Here is a 17,021-nt window from a genome sequence, read left to right as displayed (position 1 = left end):
TGAAGGCCCGGTACTGCGCGCATCGCAGTACCGGGTTACGGTGGAACCCGATGAAGAATTCACTGCTGCGCATCAACGACACGCTGTACATGGCCTGCATCTGGGTCGCCGGTTTGTCGGTGTTGGCCATTGCCCTGATCATCCCCTGGGGCGTCTTCGCCCGTTACGTCCTCGGCACCGGCTCCAGTTGGCCAGAGCCCACCGCCATTTTGCTGATGATGGTTTTCACCTTCATCGGCGCCGCCGCCAGCTACCGCGCCGGGGCGCACATGGCCGTCGCCATGCTCACCGACCGTATGCCTCCCAACCTGCGCAAAGCCATGAGCATCGTCTCGCAATTGTTGATGGCGACCATTTGCCTGTTCATGGCGATCTGGGGCACCAAACTGTGCCTGGCAACCTGGAACCAGTTCATGAGCGCATTGCCGACGCTACGCGTGGGCATCACCTACATGCCAATCCCGATTGGCGGCGCACTGACGCTGATTTTCGTACTGGAAAAACTCTTGCTCGGTGACCAGAGCAACCGGCGGGTCGTGCGTTTCGATCTGGTTGAAGAAAGTGAAGGGGCTGCCTGATGGACGCGCTGGTATTGCTGGGCAGTTTTATCGCTTTGATCTTGATCGGCATGCCGGTCGCTTACGCTTTGGGGCTTTCGGCGCTGATTGGTGCTTGGTGGATCGACATCCCTTTTCAGGCGCTGATGATTCAAGTCGCCGGGGGCGTGAACAAGTTTTCGCTGCTGGCAATTCCGTTCTTCGTGCTGGCCGGGGCGATCATGGCCGAGGGCGGCATGTCGCGGCGGCTGGTGGCGTTTGCCGGGGTGCTGGTCGGTTTTGTGCGCGGCGGTCTGTCGCTGGTCAACATCATGGCCTCGACGTTTTTCGGCGCGATCTCCGGCTCGTCGGTGGCAGACACCGCCTCGGTCGGCTCGGTACTGATTCCGGAAATGGAACGCAAAGGCTATCCGCGTGAATTTTCCACGGCGGTGACCGTGAGCGGTTCGGTGCAAGCGCTGCTGACACCGCCCAGCCATAACTCGGTGCTCTATTCGCTGGCGGCCGGCGGCACCGTATCGATCGCATCACTGTTCATGGCCGGTATCGTACCGGGCTTGCTGATGAGCGCGTGCCTGATGGTGCTCTGCCTGATCTTCGCCCGTAAGCGCAACTACCCGAAAGGCGAAGTCATCCCGCTGCGTCAGGCCCTGAAGATCTGCGGCGAAGCGCTGTGGGGCATGATGGCGATGGTGATCATCCTCGGCGGCATTCTCTCGGGGATTTTCACTGCCACCGAGTCGGCGGCCATCGCGGTACTGTGGGCGTTTTTCGTCACCATGTTCATCTACCGCGACTACAAATGGAGCGAACTGCCGAAACTGATGCATCGCACGGTACGCACCATTTCGATCGTGATGATCCTGATCGGTTTCGCCGCCAGCTTCGGCTACATCATGACCCTGATGCAGATTCCGGCGAAGATCACCACGCTGTTCCTGACCCTGTCGGATAACCGCTACGTGATCCTGATGTGCATCAACGTCATGCTGTTGTTGCTCGGCACGGTGATGGACATGGCCCCGCTGATTCTGATCCTTACGCCGATTCTGATGCCAGTGATCCTCGGCATCGGCGTCGACCCGGTGCAGTTCGGCATGATCATGCTGGTCAACCTGGGGATCGGGCTCATAACGCCACCCGTGGGCGCGGTACTGTTCGTCGGCTCAGCGGTGGGCAAGGTCAGCATCGAAAGCACGGTGAAAGCGCTGATGCCGTTCTACGCAGTGTTGTTCCTGGTGTTGATGCTGGTGACCTACGTTCCGGCGATTTCGCTGTGGTTGCCGCATCTGGTGTTGTAAGCCGATAAAAGATCGCAGCTCCCAGCGGGCTGCGATTTTTGCTTTACGCTTGCAACAACATGTACCCCGCCACCACCAGACAGACACTGGCAAACCCCACCTGCAACGCCCGCGCCGGCACCCGCGCGCACAGCTTGCGGCCAATGATCATGCCGACAACGCTGGCCACGATGAACGCCGCGCCCTGCCCGTCAATCCGTACGCCAGCGTGAAACGAGCCGATCACACCAATCGCCGAAATCAGGCTGATCACCATCAGCGACGTGGCGACGATGCCGCGCATCTGCACATCGGTCAGTTGCTTGAACGCCGGCACAATCAGAAAACCACCGCCAACCCCGAGCAATCCCGACACCACGCCAGTGACCGCGCCCAATGCCGCGAGGGTCGCGGTGCATTTGGCGGTCCAGTCGAAGCGTCCGGTTTCTTCATTGAGCATGCAGTTTTTCTGGCCCCAACTGGCGTGACCATGATCGCTCGGGCCCTCTTCCTGGCGTTCACGCCGCAGCATGCGCCAGGCAACCATCACCATCAGCAGACTGAACAGAATCATCAGAATCTTCTCAGGTAACTGATGGGCGAAATAAATCCCTACCGGCGAAAACACCGCGCCGAGCGCCGCAATCAGCAGCGCTGCGCGATAACGCACCAGACCGTGCCGCAAACCATCGATGGCACCGACCGCCGCCGCACTGCCGACCGCGAAAAGCGCCACTGGCGCTGCCTGCGTCATCGTCCAGCCCAAACCGAGCACCAGCGCCGGCACCGCGAGAATCCCGCCGCCGGCACCGGTCAGCCCAAGCACCAATCCCATCACCACGCCAAACAGACTTGCCAGCAACATAGTGATTTCTCAGTCGACCTTGGACAGGCTTGTCAGCCACTCGCGACCCTTGAGCATGCCGTTCCAGTAGAACCACGGCAGCAACGTCGCCTTCAGCCACCACGCCGAGCGGCGCGGCACCGTCGGGTCGAGGGGGAATGTCGGCAGCAATTTGCCGGCGTAACCGAACTCGGCAAGGATCACTTTGCCCTTCTCCACCGTCAGCGGGCACGAGCCGTAACCGTCGTACTTCAGCGGCAGCGGTTGTTGCTTGCGCTGGGCCAGCAGGTTTTGCGCGACCACGACGATTTGTTTGCGCACGGCAGCAGCGGTTTTCGCGTTGGTCGTGCCGCAGATATCGCCCAGCGCAAACACCTCGGGATAGCGCGGATGCTGCAGGCTGTGCGGATTGACTTCACACCAGCCAGCGGCGTCGGCCAGCGGACTTTGCGCGATGAAATCCGGCGACACCTGTGGCGGAACTACGTGCAACAGATCGAAAGTCTTCGCCTGCGTGGTGACGTTGCCGTCAGCGTCCTTGACCTCAAACCACGCGGTTTTCGCCGGGCCGTCGACCTTGACCAGATTGGAATTGAACACCAGCCGGGCGTTGTATTTCTCGATGTACTTCATCAGCGGCGGTACGAACGTCGGCACCCCAAACAGCGCGGCACCGGCCAGATTGAACTCGACCTCGACCTTGTTCAGCACACCGCTTTTCAGCCAGTGATCACAAGACAGATACATCGCCTTCTGCGGCGCGCCCGCGCACTTGATCGGGATCGGCGGCTGGGTGAACAGCGCCTTGCCGCCGCGCAGCTTTTGCACCTGATCCCAAGTGTATTGCGCGTGCTGATAGCTGTAGTTGGAGGTCACGCCGTGTTGGCCAAGACTTTCCTGTAGACCTTCGATCTTCTCCCAGGCGAGGCGCAGGCCCGGGCAGACGATCAGGTTCTGATAGCTGACGGTGCGTTGGTCGTTCAGCGTGAGTTGGCGCTGCTCGGGATCGATGCCGGTCACCGCCGCTTGCACCCAGTTGACCTGACGCGGCATGACCGAGGACATCGGCCGGACGGTGTCTTTGACGTTATAGGCACCGCCGCCGACCAGCGTCCACGCCGGTTGGTAATAGTGCTGCGCACTCGGTTCGATCACGGCGATTTTCAAGTGCGGATCGCGTTTGAGCAGGCTCGCGACAAAACCGATGCCGGCAGTGCCGCCGCCGATGACCACGATGTCTGCACTGATGGATGGGCCCCAGTGTTGATCGTTCATTGCTTGTTCCTTTTGCTGCACGCAAGGATTGATACCAGGTTCACAACAGACCCTGTGGGAGCTAGCCTGCTAGCGATGAGGCCGGAGCGCCAATATTAGTGTTGACTGAACCCCCGCCATCGCTAGCAGGCTAGCTCCCACAGTTTCAGAGTTGTGTAGTGGCTGGCATTTATTGCTGTTCCCAGCTTTTGAGCACGGCTCCGCAGTAGAGTCCGGACAGGGTTTTCATCACCTGAATCACTTCGTGACTGGCGAGCCCGTAAAAGATGTACTTGCCTTCACGGCGGGTCGCGACCAGGCCTTCATCGCGCAAAATCCCCAATTGCTGGGACAGCGTCGGCTGACGCACGCCGGTCATTGTCTCCAGCTCGCCGACATTGCGCTCGCCCTGGGTCAACTGGCAGAGGATCAGCAATCGATCTTCGTTGGCCAACGCCTTGAGCAACGAGCAGGCCTTGGAGGCCGAGGCGCGTAGTTGGGCGACTTCACATTCGGTCAGACTGGATTGCATTTGCAGGATGCCTTCAAGGTCACTTAAGCTGCGAACATTATGTTTTTAGATAAAGTGTTGCAACCCATTTCCCCTGTTCAGGTTCGTGTCCATGCCCGCGCTGATTGAAGCTTTCCTCGACCCCGCCTCCTCGACCTACAGTTACGTGGTCTACGAGACCGATGGCGGGCAGTGTGCAATCGTCGATCCGGTGCTCGATTACGACGGTGCCGCCGGACGTACCTGCACCGCACAGGCCGACAAGATCATCGCCTTCGTCCGCGCTCATGGTTTGCAGGTGCAGTGGCTGCTGGAAACCCACGCCCACGCCGATCACCTGTCCGCCGCGCCGTATCTGCGCCGGGAACTGGGCGGCAAGATTGCGATTGGCGAATCGATCAGCAAAGTGCAGAACGTGTTCAAGGCGCTGTTCAATCTGGAGCCGGAATTCTGCGTTGACGGCTCGCAGTTCGATCATCTGTTCGCGGCGAACGAGTCATTCAAGATCGGCAACCTCAAGGCCACCGCCCTGCACGTCCCCGGCCACACCCCGGCGGACATGGCTTACTTGATCGACGGCGAGCAGATTCTGGTCGGCGACACGCTGTTCATGCCTGATGTCGGCACGGCGCGTTGCGACTTCCCCGGCGGCAACGCGCATCAATTGTTTGCCTCGATTCAGAAACTGCTGGCCTTCCCTGCCAGCGTGAAGCTTTACGTGTGCCACGACTATCCGCCCGAGGGCCGCGAGTCGCAGTGCCAGACCACCGTCGGCGAACAGCGCAAAAGCAATATCCATGTGCATGACGGGATCGATGCGGCGGCGTTCGTCGAGATGCGCACCACGCGGGATGCCGGGTTGGGAATGCCGACGCTGTTGCTGCCGGCGATTCAGGTGAATGTGCGGGCGGGGAATTTTCCGGCGGCTGAAGATAATGGCGTGGTGTACCTGAAAGTGCCGATTAACAAGCTTTAAAGCAAAAGATCGCAGCGTTCCGCAGCTCCTACAGGAGATCGCGATCCTGTCGAAACTGCGGGACGCAATTGGAATGCGATCCCGTAGGAGCTGCGGCACGCTGCGATCTTTTGATCTTCAACTTCCAAGCGTCAAGCCATTCGCCGGCAACGGCAGCGCGGTCTTGTACCGAACCTGCTTCAACGCAAAACTCGACCGAATATTCGCCACCCCCGGCACCTTGGTCAGAAAGTCCATCATGAAGCGCTCCAGCGACTGAATCGTTGGCACCAATACCCGGATCAGATAATCCGGGTCGCCGGCCATCAGGTAGCACTCCATCACCTCGGGCCGATCGGAAATCGCCTCTTCGAAATGCTGCAACGCCTCCTCCACCTGCTTCTCCAGGCTGACGTGGATGAACACATTGACGTGCAGGCCTAGCAGATCCGCGTCCAGCAGGGTCACCTGCTCACGAATAAGGCCTAATTCTTCCATTGCCTTGACCCGGTTGAAGCACGGCGTCGGCGACAGGTTCACCGAGCGCGCGAGGTCAGCGTTGGTGATGCGCGCGTTCTCCTGAAGGCTGTTGAGAATGCCGATATCGGTACGGTCCAGTTTGCGCATGAGACAAAACCACCTGTTTTTTATGTTTATGCAGAATTTCTATCTGCAAATGGTCTCCAGCGCAACGAAACACAGATAAATATTCTTCTTGCCCGGGCCTATGATTGTTGTAGGACAAGATTTCTTCTACCGAAGAATGACTGCCAGCTCACTACAAGAAATTCACAAGATCGAGCGTAGAAGCCATGACCCAAGCGTATGAACCGCTGCGCCTGCACGTCCCTGAACCCTCGGGCCGTCCCGGCTGCAAAACCGACTTCTCCTACCTGCATCTGACCGATGCCGGCACGGTGCGCAAACCTCCAATCGACGTAGAACCCGCCGAGACCGCCGACCTCGCCCGCGGCCTGATCCGTGTGCTCGACGACCAGGGCAACGCCCTCGGCCCGTGGGCTGAAAACGTTTCGGTCGAGATCCTCCGCAAGGGCATGCGCGCCATGCTCAAGACGCGGATCTACGACAACCGCATGGTCGTCGCCCAGCGTCAGAAGAAAATGTCGTTCTACATGCAAAGCCTTGGCGAAGAAGCCATCGGCAGTGCACAGGCTCTGGCCTTGAACATCGACGACATGTGCTTTCCGACCTACCGCCAGCAAAGCATCCTGATGGCCCGCGACGTGCCATTGGTCGACCTGATCTGCCAACTGTTGTCCAACGAGCGCGATCCGCTCAAGGGCCGTCAGTTGCCGATCATGTACTCGGTCAAGGACGCCGGTTTCTTCACCATTTCCGGCAACCTCGCCACTCAGTTCATCCAGGCCGTTGGCTGGGCGATGGCTTCGGCGATCAAGGGCGACACCAAAATCGCTTCGGCGTGGATCGGTGACGGCGCCACCGCCGAATCGGACTTCCACACCGCCCTCACCTTCGCCCACGTTTACCGCGCGCCGGTGATCCTCAACGTGGTCAACAACCAGTGGGCAATCTCGACCTTCCAGGCAATTGCCGGTGGTGAAGCCACCACCTTCGCCGGACGCGGTGTGGGTTGCGGCATCGCCTCGCTGCGGGTTGATGGCAACGATTTCTACGCGGTCTACGCTGCATCTGCCTGGGCCGCCGAACGTGCGCGCCGCAACCTTGGCCCGACCATGATCGAATGGGTCACCTACCGCGCCGGCCCGCACTCAACCTCTGATGATCCGTCGAAATACCGTCCTGCCGATGACTGGAGCCACTTCCCGCTCGGCGACCCGATTGCCCGTCTGAAACAGCACCTGATCAAGGTCGGCCACTGGTCTGAAGAAGAGCACGCCGCTGTCAGCGCCGAACTCGAAGCCCAAGTGATCGCCGCGCAAAAAGAAGCCGAACAGTACGGCACCCTCGCCGGCGGCCAGATTCCAAGCGCTGCGACCATGTTCGAAGACGTCTACAAAGAGATGCCGGAGCACTTGAAGCGCCAGCGTCAGCAGTTGGGGATCTGACATGAACGATCACAACAACCAAATCCAGCTGGAAACCGCCATGACCACGACCACCATGACCATGATCCAGGCCCTGCGCTCGGCCATGGACGTGATGCTTGAACGCGATGACAACGTGGTCGTGTTCGGCCAGGACGTCGGCTACTTCGGCGGTGTGTTCCGTTGCACCGAAGGCTTGCAGAACAAGTACGGCACCTCGCGGGTGTTCGACGCGCCGATCTCCGAGAGCGGCATCGTCGGCGCCGCCGTGGGCATGGGCGCTTATGGCCTGCGTCCGGTGGCCGAGATTCAGTTCGCCGACTACGTCTACCCGGCGTCCGACCAGATCATCTCCGAAGCGGCGCGTCTGCGTTATCGCTCGGCTGGCGAGTTCACCGCACCGATGACCCTGCGCATGCCTTGCGGCGGCGGCATCTACGGCGGCCAGACCCACAGCCAGAGTATCGAGGCGATGTTCACTCAGGTCTGCGGTCTGCGCACCGTCATGCCGTCCAACCCGTACGACGCCAAAGGCCTGCTGATCGCCTCCATCGAGAACGATGACCCGGTGATCTTCCTTGAGCCAAAGCGCCTGTACAACGGACCGTTCGACGGCCACCACGACCGCCCGGTAACCCCGTGGTCGAAACATCCCGCCGCACAAGTGCCGGACGGTTATTACACCGTGCCGCTGGACGTCGCCGCGATCACTCGTCCGGGCAAGGACGTGACCGTGCTGACTTACGGCACCACCGTGTATGTCTCGCAAGTTGCCGCCGAAGAATCCGGTGTTGACGCCGAAGTCATCGACCTGCGCAGCCTGTGGCCGCTGGATCTGGAAACCATCGTCAAGTCGGTGAAGAAAACCGGTCGCTGCGTAGTTGTCCACGAAGCCACCCGCACCTGCGGTTTCGGCGCCGAACTGGTGTCGCTGGTGCAAGAGCATTGCTTCCATCACCTGGAAGCGCCGATCGAACGCGTCACTGGTTGGGACACCCCCTACCCGCACGCGCAAGAGTGGGCGTATTTCCCTGGGCCGTCCCGAGTGGGCGCGGCGCTGAAACGGGTCATGGAGGTCTGAATGGGCACGCACGTTATCAAGATGCCGGACATCGGCGAAGGCATCGCAGAAGTAGAACTGTCGCAGTGGCACGTCAAGGTCGGCGACCTGGTCGTTGAAGATCAGGTGCTGGCAGACGTGATGACCGACAAGGCGATGGTCGATATTCCGTCGCCAGTACACGGCAAGGTGATTGCGCTCGGCGGTCAGCCGGGTGAAGTGATGGCGGTCGGCAGTGTGCTGATCAGCATTGAAGTCGAAGGTGCGGGCAATCTGAAAGAGTCGGCTGCGCCTGCTTCCGTGAAAGAGCCTGTTGCGGCGAAAGTCGAAACTGTCGTGGAGAACAAACCCGCTGCCGCAGCGCCGCGTCCGGCGGCTGTTTGCCAAGGCCCGATGGTTGCCCGCGAGGCCGATGAGCGTCCGCTGGCTTCCCCGGCCGTGCGTAAACATGCACTGGATCTGGGTATTCAATTGCGTCTGGTACGCGGTTCCGGCCCGGCCGGTCGCGTGCTGCATGAAGACCTCGACGCCTATCTGGCGCAAGGTCAGTCGAACGCCTCGGCTCCGGTCGCGGCGGCTTACGCCCAGCGTAACGATGAAGAACAGATTCAAGTGATCGGCATGCGCCGCAAGATCGCCCAGCGCATGCAGGACGCCACTCAGCGTGCCGCGCATTTCAGTTATGTCGAAGAAATCGACGTCACTGCAATCGAAGAACTGCGCGCTCACCTGAATGAAAAACACGGTGCCAGCCGTGGCAAGTTGACCTTGTTGCCATTTCTCGTGCGTGCACTGGTCGTCGCCCTGCGCGACTTCCCGCAGATAAACGCTCGTTACGACGACGAAGCCCAGGTCATCACTCGCCTCGGCGCGGTGCATGTCGGCGTCGCCACACAAAGCGACGTCGGCCTGATGGTGCCGGTGGTGCGCCACGCCGAAGCGCGCAGCCTGTGGGACAGCGCCAGCGAAATCTCGCGCTTGGCCAACGCCGCGCGGAATGGCAAGGCCAGCCGCGATGAATTGTCCGGCTCGACTATCACCCTGACCAGCCTCGGCGCCCTCGGCGGCATCGTCAGCACTCCAGTGCTGAACCTGCCGGAAGTAGCGATCGTCGGCGTGAACAAAATCGTCGAACGGCCGATGGTCGTCAAAGGCCAGGTGGTGATTCGCAAGATGATGAACCTCTCCAGTTCCTTCGATCACCGCGTGGTCGATGGCATGGACGCAGCGCTCTTCATCCAGGCCATTCGCGGCTTGCTCGAACAACCCGCCACCCTGTTTGTGGAGTGATGGCATGCAAACTTTGAACACCACGCTGCTGATCATTGGCGGCGGCCCCGGTGGCTACATAACGGCGATCCGTGCCGGGCAACTGGGTATTTCGACGATTCTGGTCGAGGGCGAATCCCTCGGCGGTACGTGCCTGAACATCGGCTGCATTCCGTCGAAAGCACTGATCCACGTCGCCGAGCAGTTTCATCAGACGCAACACCACAGTCAGCATTCGGCGCTGGGCATCAGCGTTGCGGCGCCCACCCTCGACATCAGCAAAAGCGTCGAGTGGAAGGACGGCATCGTTGATCGCCTGACTACCGGCGTTGCCGCGCTGCTGAAAAAGAACAAAGTCCAAGTCATTCAAGGCTGGGCCAAGGTCATCGATGGCAAGACTGTCGACGTTGGCGACACGCGCATCCAGTGCGAGCACCTGGTGCTGGCCACTGGTTCGAAAAGCGTCAATTTGCCGATCTTGCCGATTGGCGGGCCGATCATCTCCTCCACCGAAGCGCTGACGCCAAAATCCGTGCCGAAGCGTCTGATCGTGGTCGGTGGCGGTTACATCGGTCTGGAACTGGGCATTGCTTACCGCAAGCTCGGCGCCGAGGTCAGCGTGGTCGAGGCGCAGGATCGCATTCTGCCCGCCTACGACGCCGAACTGACGCAACCGGTGCATGACGCGCTGAAGCAATTGGGCGTGAAGCTGTATTTGAAGCACAGCGTGCTGGGCTTCGACGGCAGCTTGCAGGTGCGTGATCCGAATGGCGACACCTTGAATCTGGAGACCGATCAGGTGCTGGTCGCCGTCGGTCGCAAGCCGAACACTCAGGGCTGGAACCTCGAAGCGTTGAATCTGGAGATGAACGGTTCGGCGATCAAGATCGACAGCCGCTGCCAGACCAGCATGCGCAACGTCTACGCCATCGGCGACTTGAGCGGCGAACCGATGCTGGCTCACCGGGCCATGGCTCAGGGCGAGATGGTCGCCGAGCTGATCAGCGGCAAATCCCGCGAGTTCAATCCGACGGCCATTGCCGCCGTGTGCTTCACCGACCCGGAACTGGTGGTGGTCGGCAAGACGCCGGACGAAGCCAAGACTGCTGGTCTGGATTGCATCGTGTCGAGCTTCCCGTTTGCGGCCAATGGCCGGGCGATGACCCTGGAGTCGAAAACCGGCTTCGTGCGGGTGGTCGCTCGTCGGGACAATCATCTGATTGTCGGTTGGCAGGCTGTGGGGGTCGGGGTTTCCGAGTTGTCGACCGCGTTTGCGCAAAGCCTGGAAATGGGTGCGCGGCTAGAAGACATCGGCGGCACCATCCACGCGCATCCGACCTTGGGTGAAGCGGTGCAGGAGGCGGCGTTGCGTGCCTTGGGGCATGCGTTGCACCTCTGATTGAGGGTGGCAGTGAAGGCCCCTTCGCGAGCAAGCTCGCTCCCACATTTGAAATGCACTATCCCTGTGGGAGCGAGCTTGCTCGCGAATTCTAGAGGTCACCACGATTTATCTGTCTGTCACCCGATAGTCCGGGCTGCGAAACCGCTCAAGAATGAAGTATTGTTGTGCCCATCCAAAAAACGTCAGAAGCCTTGAACCGTTTCGACGGTTGTTCAGTGATAGAGGGTGTCATGGGTAACGAGAGCATCAATTGGGACAAGCTGGGTTTTGATTACATCAAGACCGATAAACGCTATCTGTCGTACTTTCGCGATGGCGAGTGGGACAAAGGCACCCTGACCGAAGACAACGTGCTGCACATCAGCGAAGGCTCGACTGCCCTTCACTATGGTCAGCAGTGCTTCGAAGGCATGAAGGCCTATCGTTGCAAGGACGGCTCGATCAACCTGTTCCGCCCGGACCAGAACGCCCTGCGTATGCAACGCAGCTGCGCGCGTCTGCTGATGCCGACAGTCGACACCGAGCAGTTCATCGAAGCCTGTAAAGAAGTGGTTCGTGCCAACGAACGCTTCATCCCGCCGTACGGCACCGGCGGCGCGCTGTACCTGCGTCCGTTCGTGATCGGCGTGGGTGACAACATCGGCGTGCGTACTGCGCCGGAGTTCATCTTCTCGATCTTCTGCATCCCGGTCGGCGCTTACTTCAAAGGTGGCCTGACCCCGCACAACTTCCAGATCTCCAGCTACGACCGCGCAGCCCCACAAGGCACCGGCGCAGCCAAGGTCGGCGGCAACTACGCAGCCAGCCTGATGCCGGGTTCGAAAGCGAAGAAAGCCAACTTCGCCGACGCAATCTACCTGGACCCGATGACCCACACCAAGATCGAAGAAGTCGGTTCGGCCAACTTCTTCGGGATCACCCACGACAACAAGTTCGTGACCCCGAGCTCGCCATCGGTTCTGCCAGGCATCACCCGCCTGTCGCTGATCGAACTGGCGAAATCGCGTCTGGGCCTGGAAGTGGTTGAAGGCGACGTGCTGATCGACAAGCTGTCGGACTTCAAAGAAGCCGGCGCTTGCGGTACCGCTGCGGTGATCACACCGATTGGTGGTATCAGCTACAACGACCATCTGCATGTGTTCCATAGCGAAACCGAAGTAGGTCCTGTTACTCAGAAGCTCTACAAAGAGCTGACTGGCGTGCAGACCGGCGACGTTGAAGCGCCAGCGGGCTGGATCGTCAAGGTTTGATCTGACGGCCAGACGTAAAAAAGCCCCCATCGAGCAATCGCTGGGGGCTTTTTCATGGCTGCAGTTTCTGTAGCCACTCCACAAATACGTTTGTGTGCTCCGACGCCTGCGGCGCAACGCCGTAGTAATAACGTGGCAACGGCATACGTAAATCCGGCAACGGGCAGATCAGCCGACCACTCGACAAATGCGTGCCGAGCAACGTGGTCGGACACAACGCGATGCCCTCGCCCGCCACGGTGGCCTCAAGCACCCGGTGCATGTAATCAAACTGCCGGATAACCTGCGTGGTGCTCTGGTTCTGTCCAAAGTGCCTGGCCCAATGGTGCCAGTCTTCGCGACGAGCCCTGACGGTCAGCAGTGTATGAGCGCTCAGGCCCGCAAGATCGGCCAACGGTACGCGCTCGATCAACGTCGGTGCCGCGACCAACACCAACTCGTCTTCGAACAGCGCGTGCGCCTCAAGCGCCGGTGCCCAGTCGTCACGCCCGCGACGGATGACGATATCGAAGTCATCTCTGGCCGGATCTGGCGATTGGGTCTGGGTAATCACCTGCGTGTCGATCTGCGGATGCTGCGCCGAGAAGTCCGCGAGCCTTGGCGTCAGCCACAACAAGGCGAAGGACGGTCGGACATTGATTTTCAGCGTTGGCCGCGCAGCCTGCTGCTTGGCTTCGGCAGCAGCGTCGGCGATCTGCGCCAAACCGGCGCTGACCTGCTGGTAAAAGCGCTGGCCGGCCGGGGTCAGCAAGGACTGGCGGATTCGTCGTTCGAATAACAGAACACCCAAGTGCTCTTCCAGCAGTTTGACGTGGCGGCTGACGGCACTGTGACTGACATGCAGCTCTTCGGCCGCCAGACTAAAGCTCTGATGACGAGCAGCCACGGCGAAGGCACGAACAGCATTGAGCGGAGGCAATGGATTTTTCATGCGTCTAATTTAGTCACCTATGCGTTGCATTTAAAGCGTTTGTCACGCCTTTGTCGTCACGCCAATCTGCCTCCACACAGACATGCGATTCGACGGAGCAACACCATGCACAGCTACGGACTCTTTGTACTGTTCGCCGCCCTGACAATTCTGAGCCCCGGCCCGGGAGTAGCGCTGACGCTATCCAACGCCGTGCGCCTGGGCTGGACCGGAGCGTTGCCGGGAATTTTCGGGATCGCATCAGGCGCCTTGGTGGTTGCTGCCCTCAGTGCTACCAGTGTCGGCCTGATCCTCAGCGCCTCGGCGACAGCCTTTACCGTACTGAAATATGCCGGAGCGGCTTATCTGTTGTATCTGGGCTTCAAGAGCTGGCGCTCGGATCGTTCGAGTGCCCTGCAAAAAGTTCGCCCTTCACGCCCGGGTTACCGTTTTCTGGAGGGCGCGTCACTGCAGTTTCTCAACCCCAAGGCCATCTTCTTTTTTCTGGCGGTGTTCCCGCAGTTCATCGACACCTCGCAGTCGTTTTATCCGCAGTTTTTCAAACTAGTGGCTTCTTATGCGCTGTTGGTGATTCTGGTGCACGGCAGCTATGCGCTGCTGGCCAATGCTGCCAAAGGCTGGTTGTCGAGCCCGAAAGGCGCCTGGCTGGTGGCGAAAATCTCGGGCGTGACCTTCACCGGTTTTGGTCTGCTGATGGCATCGGCCAGTCGTTGAGCGGGCGGACTTCTCGCTGTCCGCCATCGACCTGTTTCAGGGTGATTCGCTTGCCCACCCGCCCGCCAATACCGCTGGCCTGACCGTTCTGTTGCTTGCCGGTGCGTGCCTGAGTAATCAGTCCGGGAATCAACTCGCCCTCCGGCAGGTTCTTCCAGAAGCGCACCGGAAAATGCCCTTGCATGACTTTCGGATTCAACCGCGCGGGGTTGAAGATGTGGCTGTAATAGGTCAGCCACAGGTCGCCATGCGGGTCGTCAACGTTCTGCGCCAGTTGCTGCCATTCCACCGGGCACTGGCGCTGATGAATCAACTGTTCGCCATCGTAATAAACCCCGTCACGCGGCGTGGCGATCAACCAGCGGTGGCGGCCCATGCGTCCGATGAAGTGCTCGCTGGCACTGTGCAGGATGTCGTGGGCCGGTTCGTGCCACGCGACGTATTGAGGGCCCGGCAGATCCTGCGGCCGTTCGATGAAACGCACGAACGCGTGCAAGTGATGAGCTTCGCGCTGCACTTGCTTGATTCGTCGCTGCAACTCACTGCCGAGTTTGTCGCCCGCCATCATTGCGGTGCGATCACCGTGACTGACTCGCCATAACACTTCGTAGAGCAGACTCCAGCGTTGATCGCCGCGATAACGTGCGGCTTGTTCCAGCGTATCGATCAGCGCGCGCGGGATGCGTGCCATAAACGGCCCTTGCCCCTCAGGCACAGCCACGTCACTGGCGAACAGATCACCGACACCTTCCGACGCCCAACTCACCAGACTCGGATCAATTTCATGACTGAGCAGCCAGCGCGCCTGCTGTCGCCAGGTCTCGAACAGATCATCACAATCGAGGTTGATCATCCCCACAGCCCCATCTGTTGCGGCGCGGGTCGGTCGCGCAATTGCTGATACAGCGAATGGCTGGTGACTTCCGCCTGCTGCGGGTGGTAGTCGCTGGTGATGAAAAAGGGCTTGGCCTTGGCCAGCACGCAGCGCATGCGCGCCAGGTCTTCGTAACGAATTCGCCGTTGCCGGCGCAGCTCTACCAAGCGCTCGGTGGTGCGCAGGCCGATGCCGGGAATACGGGCAATCAATGAGGCTTCGGCGCGGTTCAGATCGAGTGGGAACACCTCGCGATTCTGCAACGCCCACGCCAGTTTCGGATCGATATCCAGCGCCAGATTACCCGGCCCCTTGAGCAACTCCCCAGCGCTGTAGCCGTAGCTGCGCAAGAGAAAATCGGCCTGATACAAGCGATGCTCGCGCATCAGCGGCGGCGCGGCCAGCGGTACACTTTTCGGGCTGTCGGGGATCGGACTGAACGCCGAGTAATAGACCCGGCGCAGGCGGAAATTGCCGTACAAGGCCTGAGCGCCATGCAGGATTGTGCTGTCGTCGGTGTCATCGGCGCCGACAATCATTTGGGTACTCTGTCCGGCCGGCGCGAACTTAGGCGCCCGAGGCTCGTTGAGCACGGTTTGCTCGCCGGTATAGATGGTTTGCATGGCCTGTTTGATCGAGCCGATCTGTTTCTCGGGTGCGAGGATCTGCAAACTGGCATCGGTCGGAAGTTCGATATTGACGCTCAAGCGGTCGGCATAGCGCCCGGCCTCTGCAATCAATGCCGGATCAGCTTCGGGAATGGTCTTGAGGTGGATGTAGCCGCGAAATTCGTGCTCTTCGCGCAGCAGCTTCGCCACGCGCACCAGTTGCTCCATGGTGTAATCCGCCGAACGGATGATCCCCGAGCTGAGAAACAGCCCGCTGACGCAGTTGCGCCGGTAGAAATCCATGGTCAGCGCTACAACTTCTTCAGGCGTGAAGCGCGCACGCGGGACGTCGCTTGAGCGACGGTTGACGCAGTACTGGCAATCGTAGAGGCAGAAATTGGTCAGCAGAATCTTCAGTAAAGAAACGCAACGCCCGTCCGGCGTGTAGCTGTGACAAATGCCCATGCCATTGGTCGAGCCCAGCCCGCTCTTGCCTTCGGAGCTGCGTTTGGGCGCCCCGCTGCTGGCGCAGGAGGCGTCGTACTTTGCGGCGTCGGCGAGGATGCTGAGCTTGTCGATGATTTGCATGGCGGCGGCTCGATACTGGTTATGCGTACAGTATCGAGTCTATGGGATTGGCACAAGGTGCAAAGCGTGATCAAGATATCGCAGCGTTTAAAACGGGTACGCGATCTCCTGTGGGAGCTGCGGTACGCTGCGATCTTTTGACCTTATCTTCAATCGGCAACTCCACCCCAAACCGCTTCCCGAATTCCTTGCGCCCCAGCACTGTCAACGCCAACGCTCGGCTGTCCAGATCCTGCGTCACCCACTTGCGCTTCAACGCCGTCTGCAACAACGCCGCCCCCAGCGAACCGCCCAGATGTGGCCGACGCATGCTCCAGTCCAGGCACGGGCAGGCAAACTTGCGGCGCAACGTATTCAAGTCCTGCACCTCGATGCCCAACCCGGCGAACAAGGCCTCGCCGCTGTCGCTCAAGCGATAGGCCTGCTCATCGGTCTCGATCAGCCACCCCGCCTCGATCAAGCGGTCGTGCAGCAGAACCGCCAACGTGCCGGCCATGTGGTCGTAGCAAGTACGGGCAAATTGCAGACGATCCGGCGTGTGCGGTTTGAAGGTCGGCGCAGCGTTCTGGCCGATCACCATCAACGCCTCCAGCGCTTGCGCGACACGCTGGTCGGCGAGGCTGTAGTAACGATGGCGGCCCTGCACATGCAGGCGCACCAAGGCCAGATCCTTGAGTTTGGCCAAGTGCGCGCTGGCGGTGGAAGCGCTGACTTCGGCGATAACCGCCAGCTCGGTACTGGTGCGAGCGTGGCCGTCCATCAGCGAGCAGAGGATTTTGGTGCGCGCCGGTTCGGCGATAGCGGCGGCCACCTGCGAAACGCCGATGTCTTGATGTTCTGCGTGCATATTTCGCTCCCGGACGAATCGTCGCCGCTACGGACTGGAGATAGTAGCAA

General features: G+C 60.2%; 17 protein-coding genes. 9 read left to right on the top strand and 8 right to left on the bottom strand.

Annotation, left to right across the window (positions count from 1 at the left end; translation table 11 throughout):
* The first annotated feature begins 50 nt into the window (after positions 1-50).
* The gene (locus tag ACTWLJ_RS18585) at positions 51-578 is read left to right on the top strand and encodes a TRAP transporter small permease (protein WP_445177911.1); all 528 of its coding nucleotides are present in this window, start codon (positions 51-53) and stop codon (positions 576-578) included.
* A complete protein-coding gene (locus ACTWLJ_RS18580; RefSeq protein WP_401219173.1) occupies positions 578-1,858 on the top strand; it encodes a TRAP transporter large permease in 1,281 nt (426 codons plus the stop codon). Before ACTWLJ_RS18585 ends, ACTWLJ_RS18580 begins: the two co-directional genes overlap by 1 nt.
* Positions 1,859-1,901: 43 nt before the next feature.
* Here the strand turns inward: ACTWLJ_RS18580 and ACTWLJ_RS18575 are convergent, their stop codons facing one another.
* From ACTWLJ_RS18575 to ACTWLJ_RS18565, 3 genes are all read right to left on the bottom strand, one after another.
* Positions 1,902-2,702, bottom strand: coding sequence for a sulfite exporter TauE/SafE family protein (locus ACTWLJ_RS18575; protein WP_445177910.1), 801 nt, complete (start codon positions 2,700-2,702; stop codon positions 1,902-1,904).
* Between the two features lie 9 nt (positions 2,703-2,711).
* The gene (locus ACTWLJ_RS18570) at positions 2,712-3,956 is read right to left on the bottom strand and encodes an FAD-dependent oxidoreductase (RefSeq protein WP_445177909.1); all 1,245 of its coding nucleotides are present in this window, start codon (positions 3,954-3,956) and stop codon (positions 2,712-2,714) included.
* Between the two features lie 169 nt (positions 3,957-4,125).
* Positions 4,126-4,467, bottom strand: a complete 342-nt coding sequence (locus ACTWLJ_RS18565; protein ID WP_401219181.1) for an ArsR/SmtB family transcription factor — start codon at positions 4,465-4,467, stop codon at positions 4,126-4,128.
* Between the two features lie 91 nt (positions 4,468-4,558).
* Here ACTWLJ_RS18565 and ACTWLJ_RS18560 point away from each other — a divergent pair, with 91 nt between their 5' ends.
* A complete protein-coding gene (locus ACTWLJ_RS18560; RefSeq protein WP_401219184.1) occupies positions 4,559-5,422 on the top strand; it encodes an MBL fold metallo-hydrolase in 864 nt (287 codons plus the stop codon).
* Positions 5,423-5,539: 117 nt separating this feature from the next.
* Here ACTWLJ_RS18560 and bkdR read toward each other — a convergent pair whose 3' ends face one another.
* Complete coding sequence (bkdR, locus tag ACTWLJ_RS18555) at positions 5,540-6,028, bottom strand: Bkd operon transcriptional regulator BkdR (RefSeq protein WP_016985245.1); 489 nt, start codon at positions 6,026-6,028, stop codon at positions 5,540-5,542.
* 185 nt (positions 6,029-6,213) lie between these two features.
* On the opposite strand from bkdR, the gene ACTWLJ_RS18550 reads away from it, so the two are divergent.
* The 5 genes from ACTWLJ_RS18550 (at position 6,214) to ACTWLJ_RS18530 (ending at position 12,409) form a co-directional block, all read left to right on the top strand.
* Positions 6,214-7,449 carry a 3-methyl-2-oxobutanoate dehydrogenase (2-methylpropanoyl-transferring) subunit alpha gene (locus ACTWLJ_RS18550; RefSeq protein ID WP_445177908.1) on the top strand — a complete coding sequence of 412 codons (1,236 nt, stop codon included), beginning with the start codon at positions 6,214-6,216 and terminating at the stop codon, positions 7,447-7,449.
* 1 nt (position 7,450) lies between these two features.
* Positions 7,451-8,509: an alpha-ketoacid dehydrogenase subunit beta gene (locus tag ACTWLJ_RS18545; RefSeq protein ID WP_401210407.1), complete on the top strand. Its 1,059-nt coding sequence runs from the start codon at positions 7,451-7,453 to the stop codon at positions 8,507-8,509.
* Complete coding sequence (locus tag ACTWLJ_RS18540) at positions 8,510-9,778, top strand: dihydrolipoamide acetyltransferase family protein (RefSeq protein ID WP_445177907.1); 1,269 nt, start codon at positions 8,510-8,512, stop codon at positions 9,776-9,778. It abuts the gene before it with no gap.
* A 4-nt stretch (positions 9,779-9,782) separates the two neighbouring features.
* Positions 9,783-11,156, top strand: a complete 1,374-nt coding sequence (gene lpdA / locus ACTWLJ_RS18535) for a dihydrolipoyl dehydrogenase (RefSeq protein ID WP_445177906.1) — start codon at positions 9,783-9,785, stop codon at positions 11,154-11,156.
* Positions 11,157-11,389: 233 nt separating this feature from the next.
* Positions 11,390-12,409, top strand: a complete 1,020-nt coding sequence (locus ACTWLJ_RS18530) for a branched-chain amino acid aminotransferase (protein WP_401210399.1) — start codon at positions 11,390-11,392, stop codon at positions 12,407-12,409.
* A 52-nt stretch (positions 12,410-12,461) separates the two neighbouring features.
* On the opposite strand, the gene ACTWLJ_RS18525 is transcribed toward ACTWLJ_RS18530, so the two are convergent.
* Positions 12,462-13,340: a LysR substrate-binding domain-containing protein gene (locus ACTWLJ_RS18525; protein WP_445177905.1), complete on the bottom strand. Its 879-nt coding sequence runs from the start codon at positions 13,338-13,340 to the stop codon at positions 12,462-12,464.
* 105 nt (positions 13,341-13,445) lie between these two features.
* Here ACTWLJ_RS18525 and ACTWLJ_RS18520 point away from each other — a divergent pair, with 105 nt between their 5' ends.
* A complete protein-coding gene (locus ACTWLJ_RS18520) occupies positions 13,446-14,054 on the top strand; it encodes a LysE family translocator (protein WP_445177904.1) in 609 nt (202 codons plus the stop codon).
* On the opposite strand, the gene ACTWLJ_RS18515 is transcribed toward ACTWLJ_RS18520, so the two are convergent.
* The 3 genes from ACTWLJ_RS18515 to ACTWLJ_RS18505 form a co-directional block, all read right to left on the bottom strand.
* Positions 14,014-14,907 carry a TIGR03915 family putative DNA repair protein gene (locus ACTWLJ_RS18515; protein ID WP_445177903.1) on the bottom strand — a complete coding sequence of 298 codons (894 nt, stop codon included), beginning with the start codon at positions 14,905-14,907 and terminating at the stop codon, positions 14,014-14,016. The two genes, ACTWLJ_RS18520 and ACTWLJ_RS18515, sit on opposite strands and share 41 nt — an antisense overlap.
* Complete coding sequence (locus ACTWLJ_RS18510) at positions 14,904-16,124, bottom strand: putative DNA modification/repair radical SAM protein (RefSeq protein ID WP_445177902.1); 1,221 nt, start codon at positions 16,122-16,124, stop codon at positions 14,904-14,906. Before ACTWLJ_RS18510 ends, ACTWLJ_RS18515 begins: the two co-directional genes overlap by 4 nt.
* A 70-nt stretch (positions 16,125-16,194) precedes the next feature.
* Positions 16,195-16,971 carry an ArsR/SmtB family transcription factor gene (locus ACTWLJ_RS18505; RefSeq protein ID WP_445177901.1) on the bottom strand — a complete coding sequence of 259 codons (777 nt, stop codon included), beginning with the start codon at positions 16,969-16,971 and terminating at the stop codon, positions 16,195-16,197.
* Between the last annotated feature and the right edge of the window lie 50 nt (positions 16,972-17,021).

This window comes from Pseudomonas sp. McL0111, assembly GCF_052567255.1.
Note: the sequence above shows the minus strand (reverse complement) of the source record. Positions and strands in the feature narration are given on the sequence as shown.

Bases quoted from the DNA above. Each gene is read 5' to 3' on its own strand.
- ACTWLJ_RS18570 (WP_445177909.1), bottom strand. From the start codon at position 3,956: ATGAACGATCAACACTGGGGCCCATCCATCAGTGCAGACATCGTGGTC.
- lpdA (WP_445177906.1), top strand. From the start codon at position 9,783: ATGCAAACTTTGAACACCACGCTGCTGATCATTGGCGGCGGCCCCGGT.
- ACTWLJ_RS18540 (WP_445177907.1), top strand. From the start codon at position 8,510: ATGGGCACGCACGTTATCAAGATGCCGGACATCGGCGAAGGCATCGCA.
- ACTWLJ_RS18515 (WP_445177903.1), bottom strand. From the start codon at position 14,907: ATGATCAACCTCGATTGTGATGATCTGTTCGAGACCTGGCGACAGCAG.
- ACTWLJ_RS18545 (WP_401210407.1), top strand. From the start codon at position 7,451: ATGAACGATCACAACAACCAAATCCAGCTGGAAACCGCCATGACCACG.
- ACTWLJ_RS18505 (WP_445177901.1), bottom strand. From the start codon at position 16,971: ATGCACGCAGAACATCAAGACATCGGCGTTTCGCAGGTGGCCGCCGCT.
- ACTWLJ_RS18580 (WP_401219173.1), top strand. From the start codon at position 578: ATGGACGCGCTGGTATTGCTGGGCAGTTTTATCGCTTTGATCTTGATC.
- ACTWLJ_RS18585 (WP_445177911.1), top strand. From the start codon at position 51: ATGAAGAATTCACTGCTGCGCATCAACGACACGCTGTACATGGCCTGC.
- ACTWLJ_RS18520 (WP_445177904.1), top strand. From the start codon at position 13,446: ATGCACAGCTACGGACTCTTTGTACTGTTCGCCGCCCTGACAATTCTG.
- ACTWLJ_RS18575 (WP_445177910.1), bottom strand. From the start codon at position 2,702: ATGTTGCTGGCAAGTCTGTTTGGCGTGGTGATGGGATTGGTGCTTGGG.
- ACTWLJ_RS18560 (WP_401219184.1), top strand. From the start codon at position 4,559: ATGCCCGCGCTGATTGAAGCTTTCCTCGACCCCGCCTCCTCGACCTAC.
- bkdR (WP_016985245.1), bottom strand. From the start codon at position 6,028: ATGCGCAAACTGGACCGTACCGATATCGGCATTCTCAACAGCCTTCAG.
- ACTWLJ_RS18530 (WP_401210399.1), top strand. From the start codon at position 11,390: ATGGGTAACGAGAGCATCAATTGGGACAAGCTGGGTTTTGATTACATC.
- ACTWLJ_RS18525 (WP_445177905.1), bottom strand. From the start codon at position 13,340: ATGAAAAATCCATTGCCTCCGCTCAATGCTGTTCGTGCCTTCGCCGTG.
- ACTWLJ_RS18510 (WP_445177902.1), bottom strand. From the start codon at position 16,124: ATGCAAATCATCGACAAGCTCAGCATCCTCGCCGACGCCGCAAAGTAC.
- ACTWLJ_RS18550 (WP_445177908.1), top strand. From the start codon at position 6,214: ATGACCCAAGCGTATGAACCGCTGCGCCTGCACGTCCCTGAACCCTCG.
- ACTWLJ_RS18565 (WP_401219181.1), bottom strand. From the start codon at position 4,467: ATGCAATCCAGTCTGACCGAATGTGAAGTCGCCCAACTACGCGCCTCG.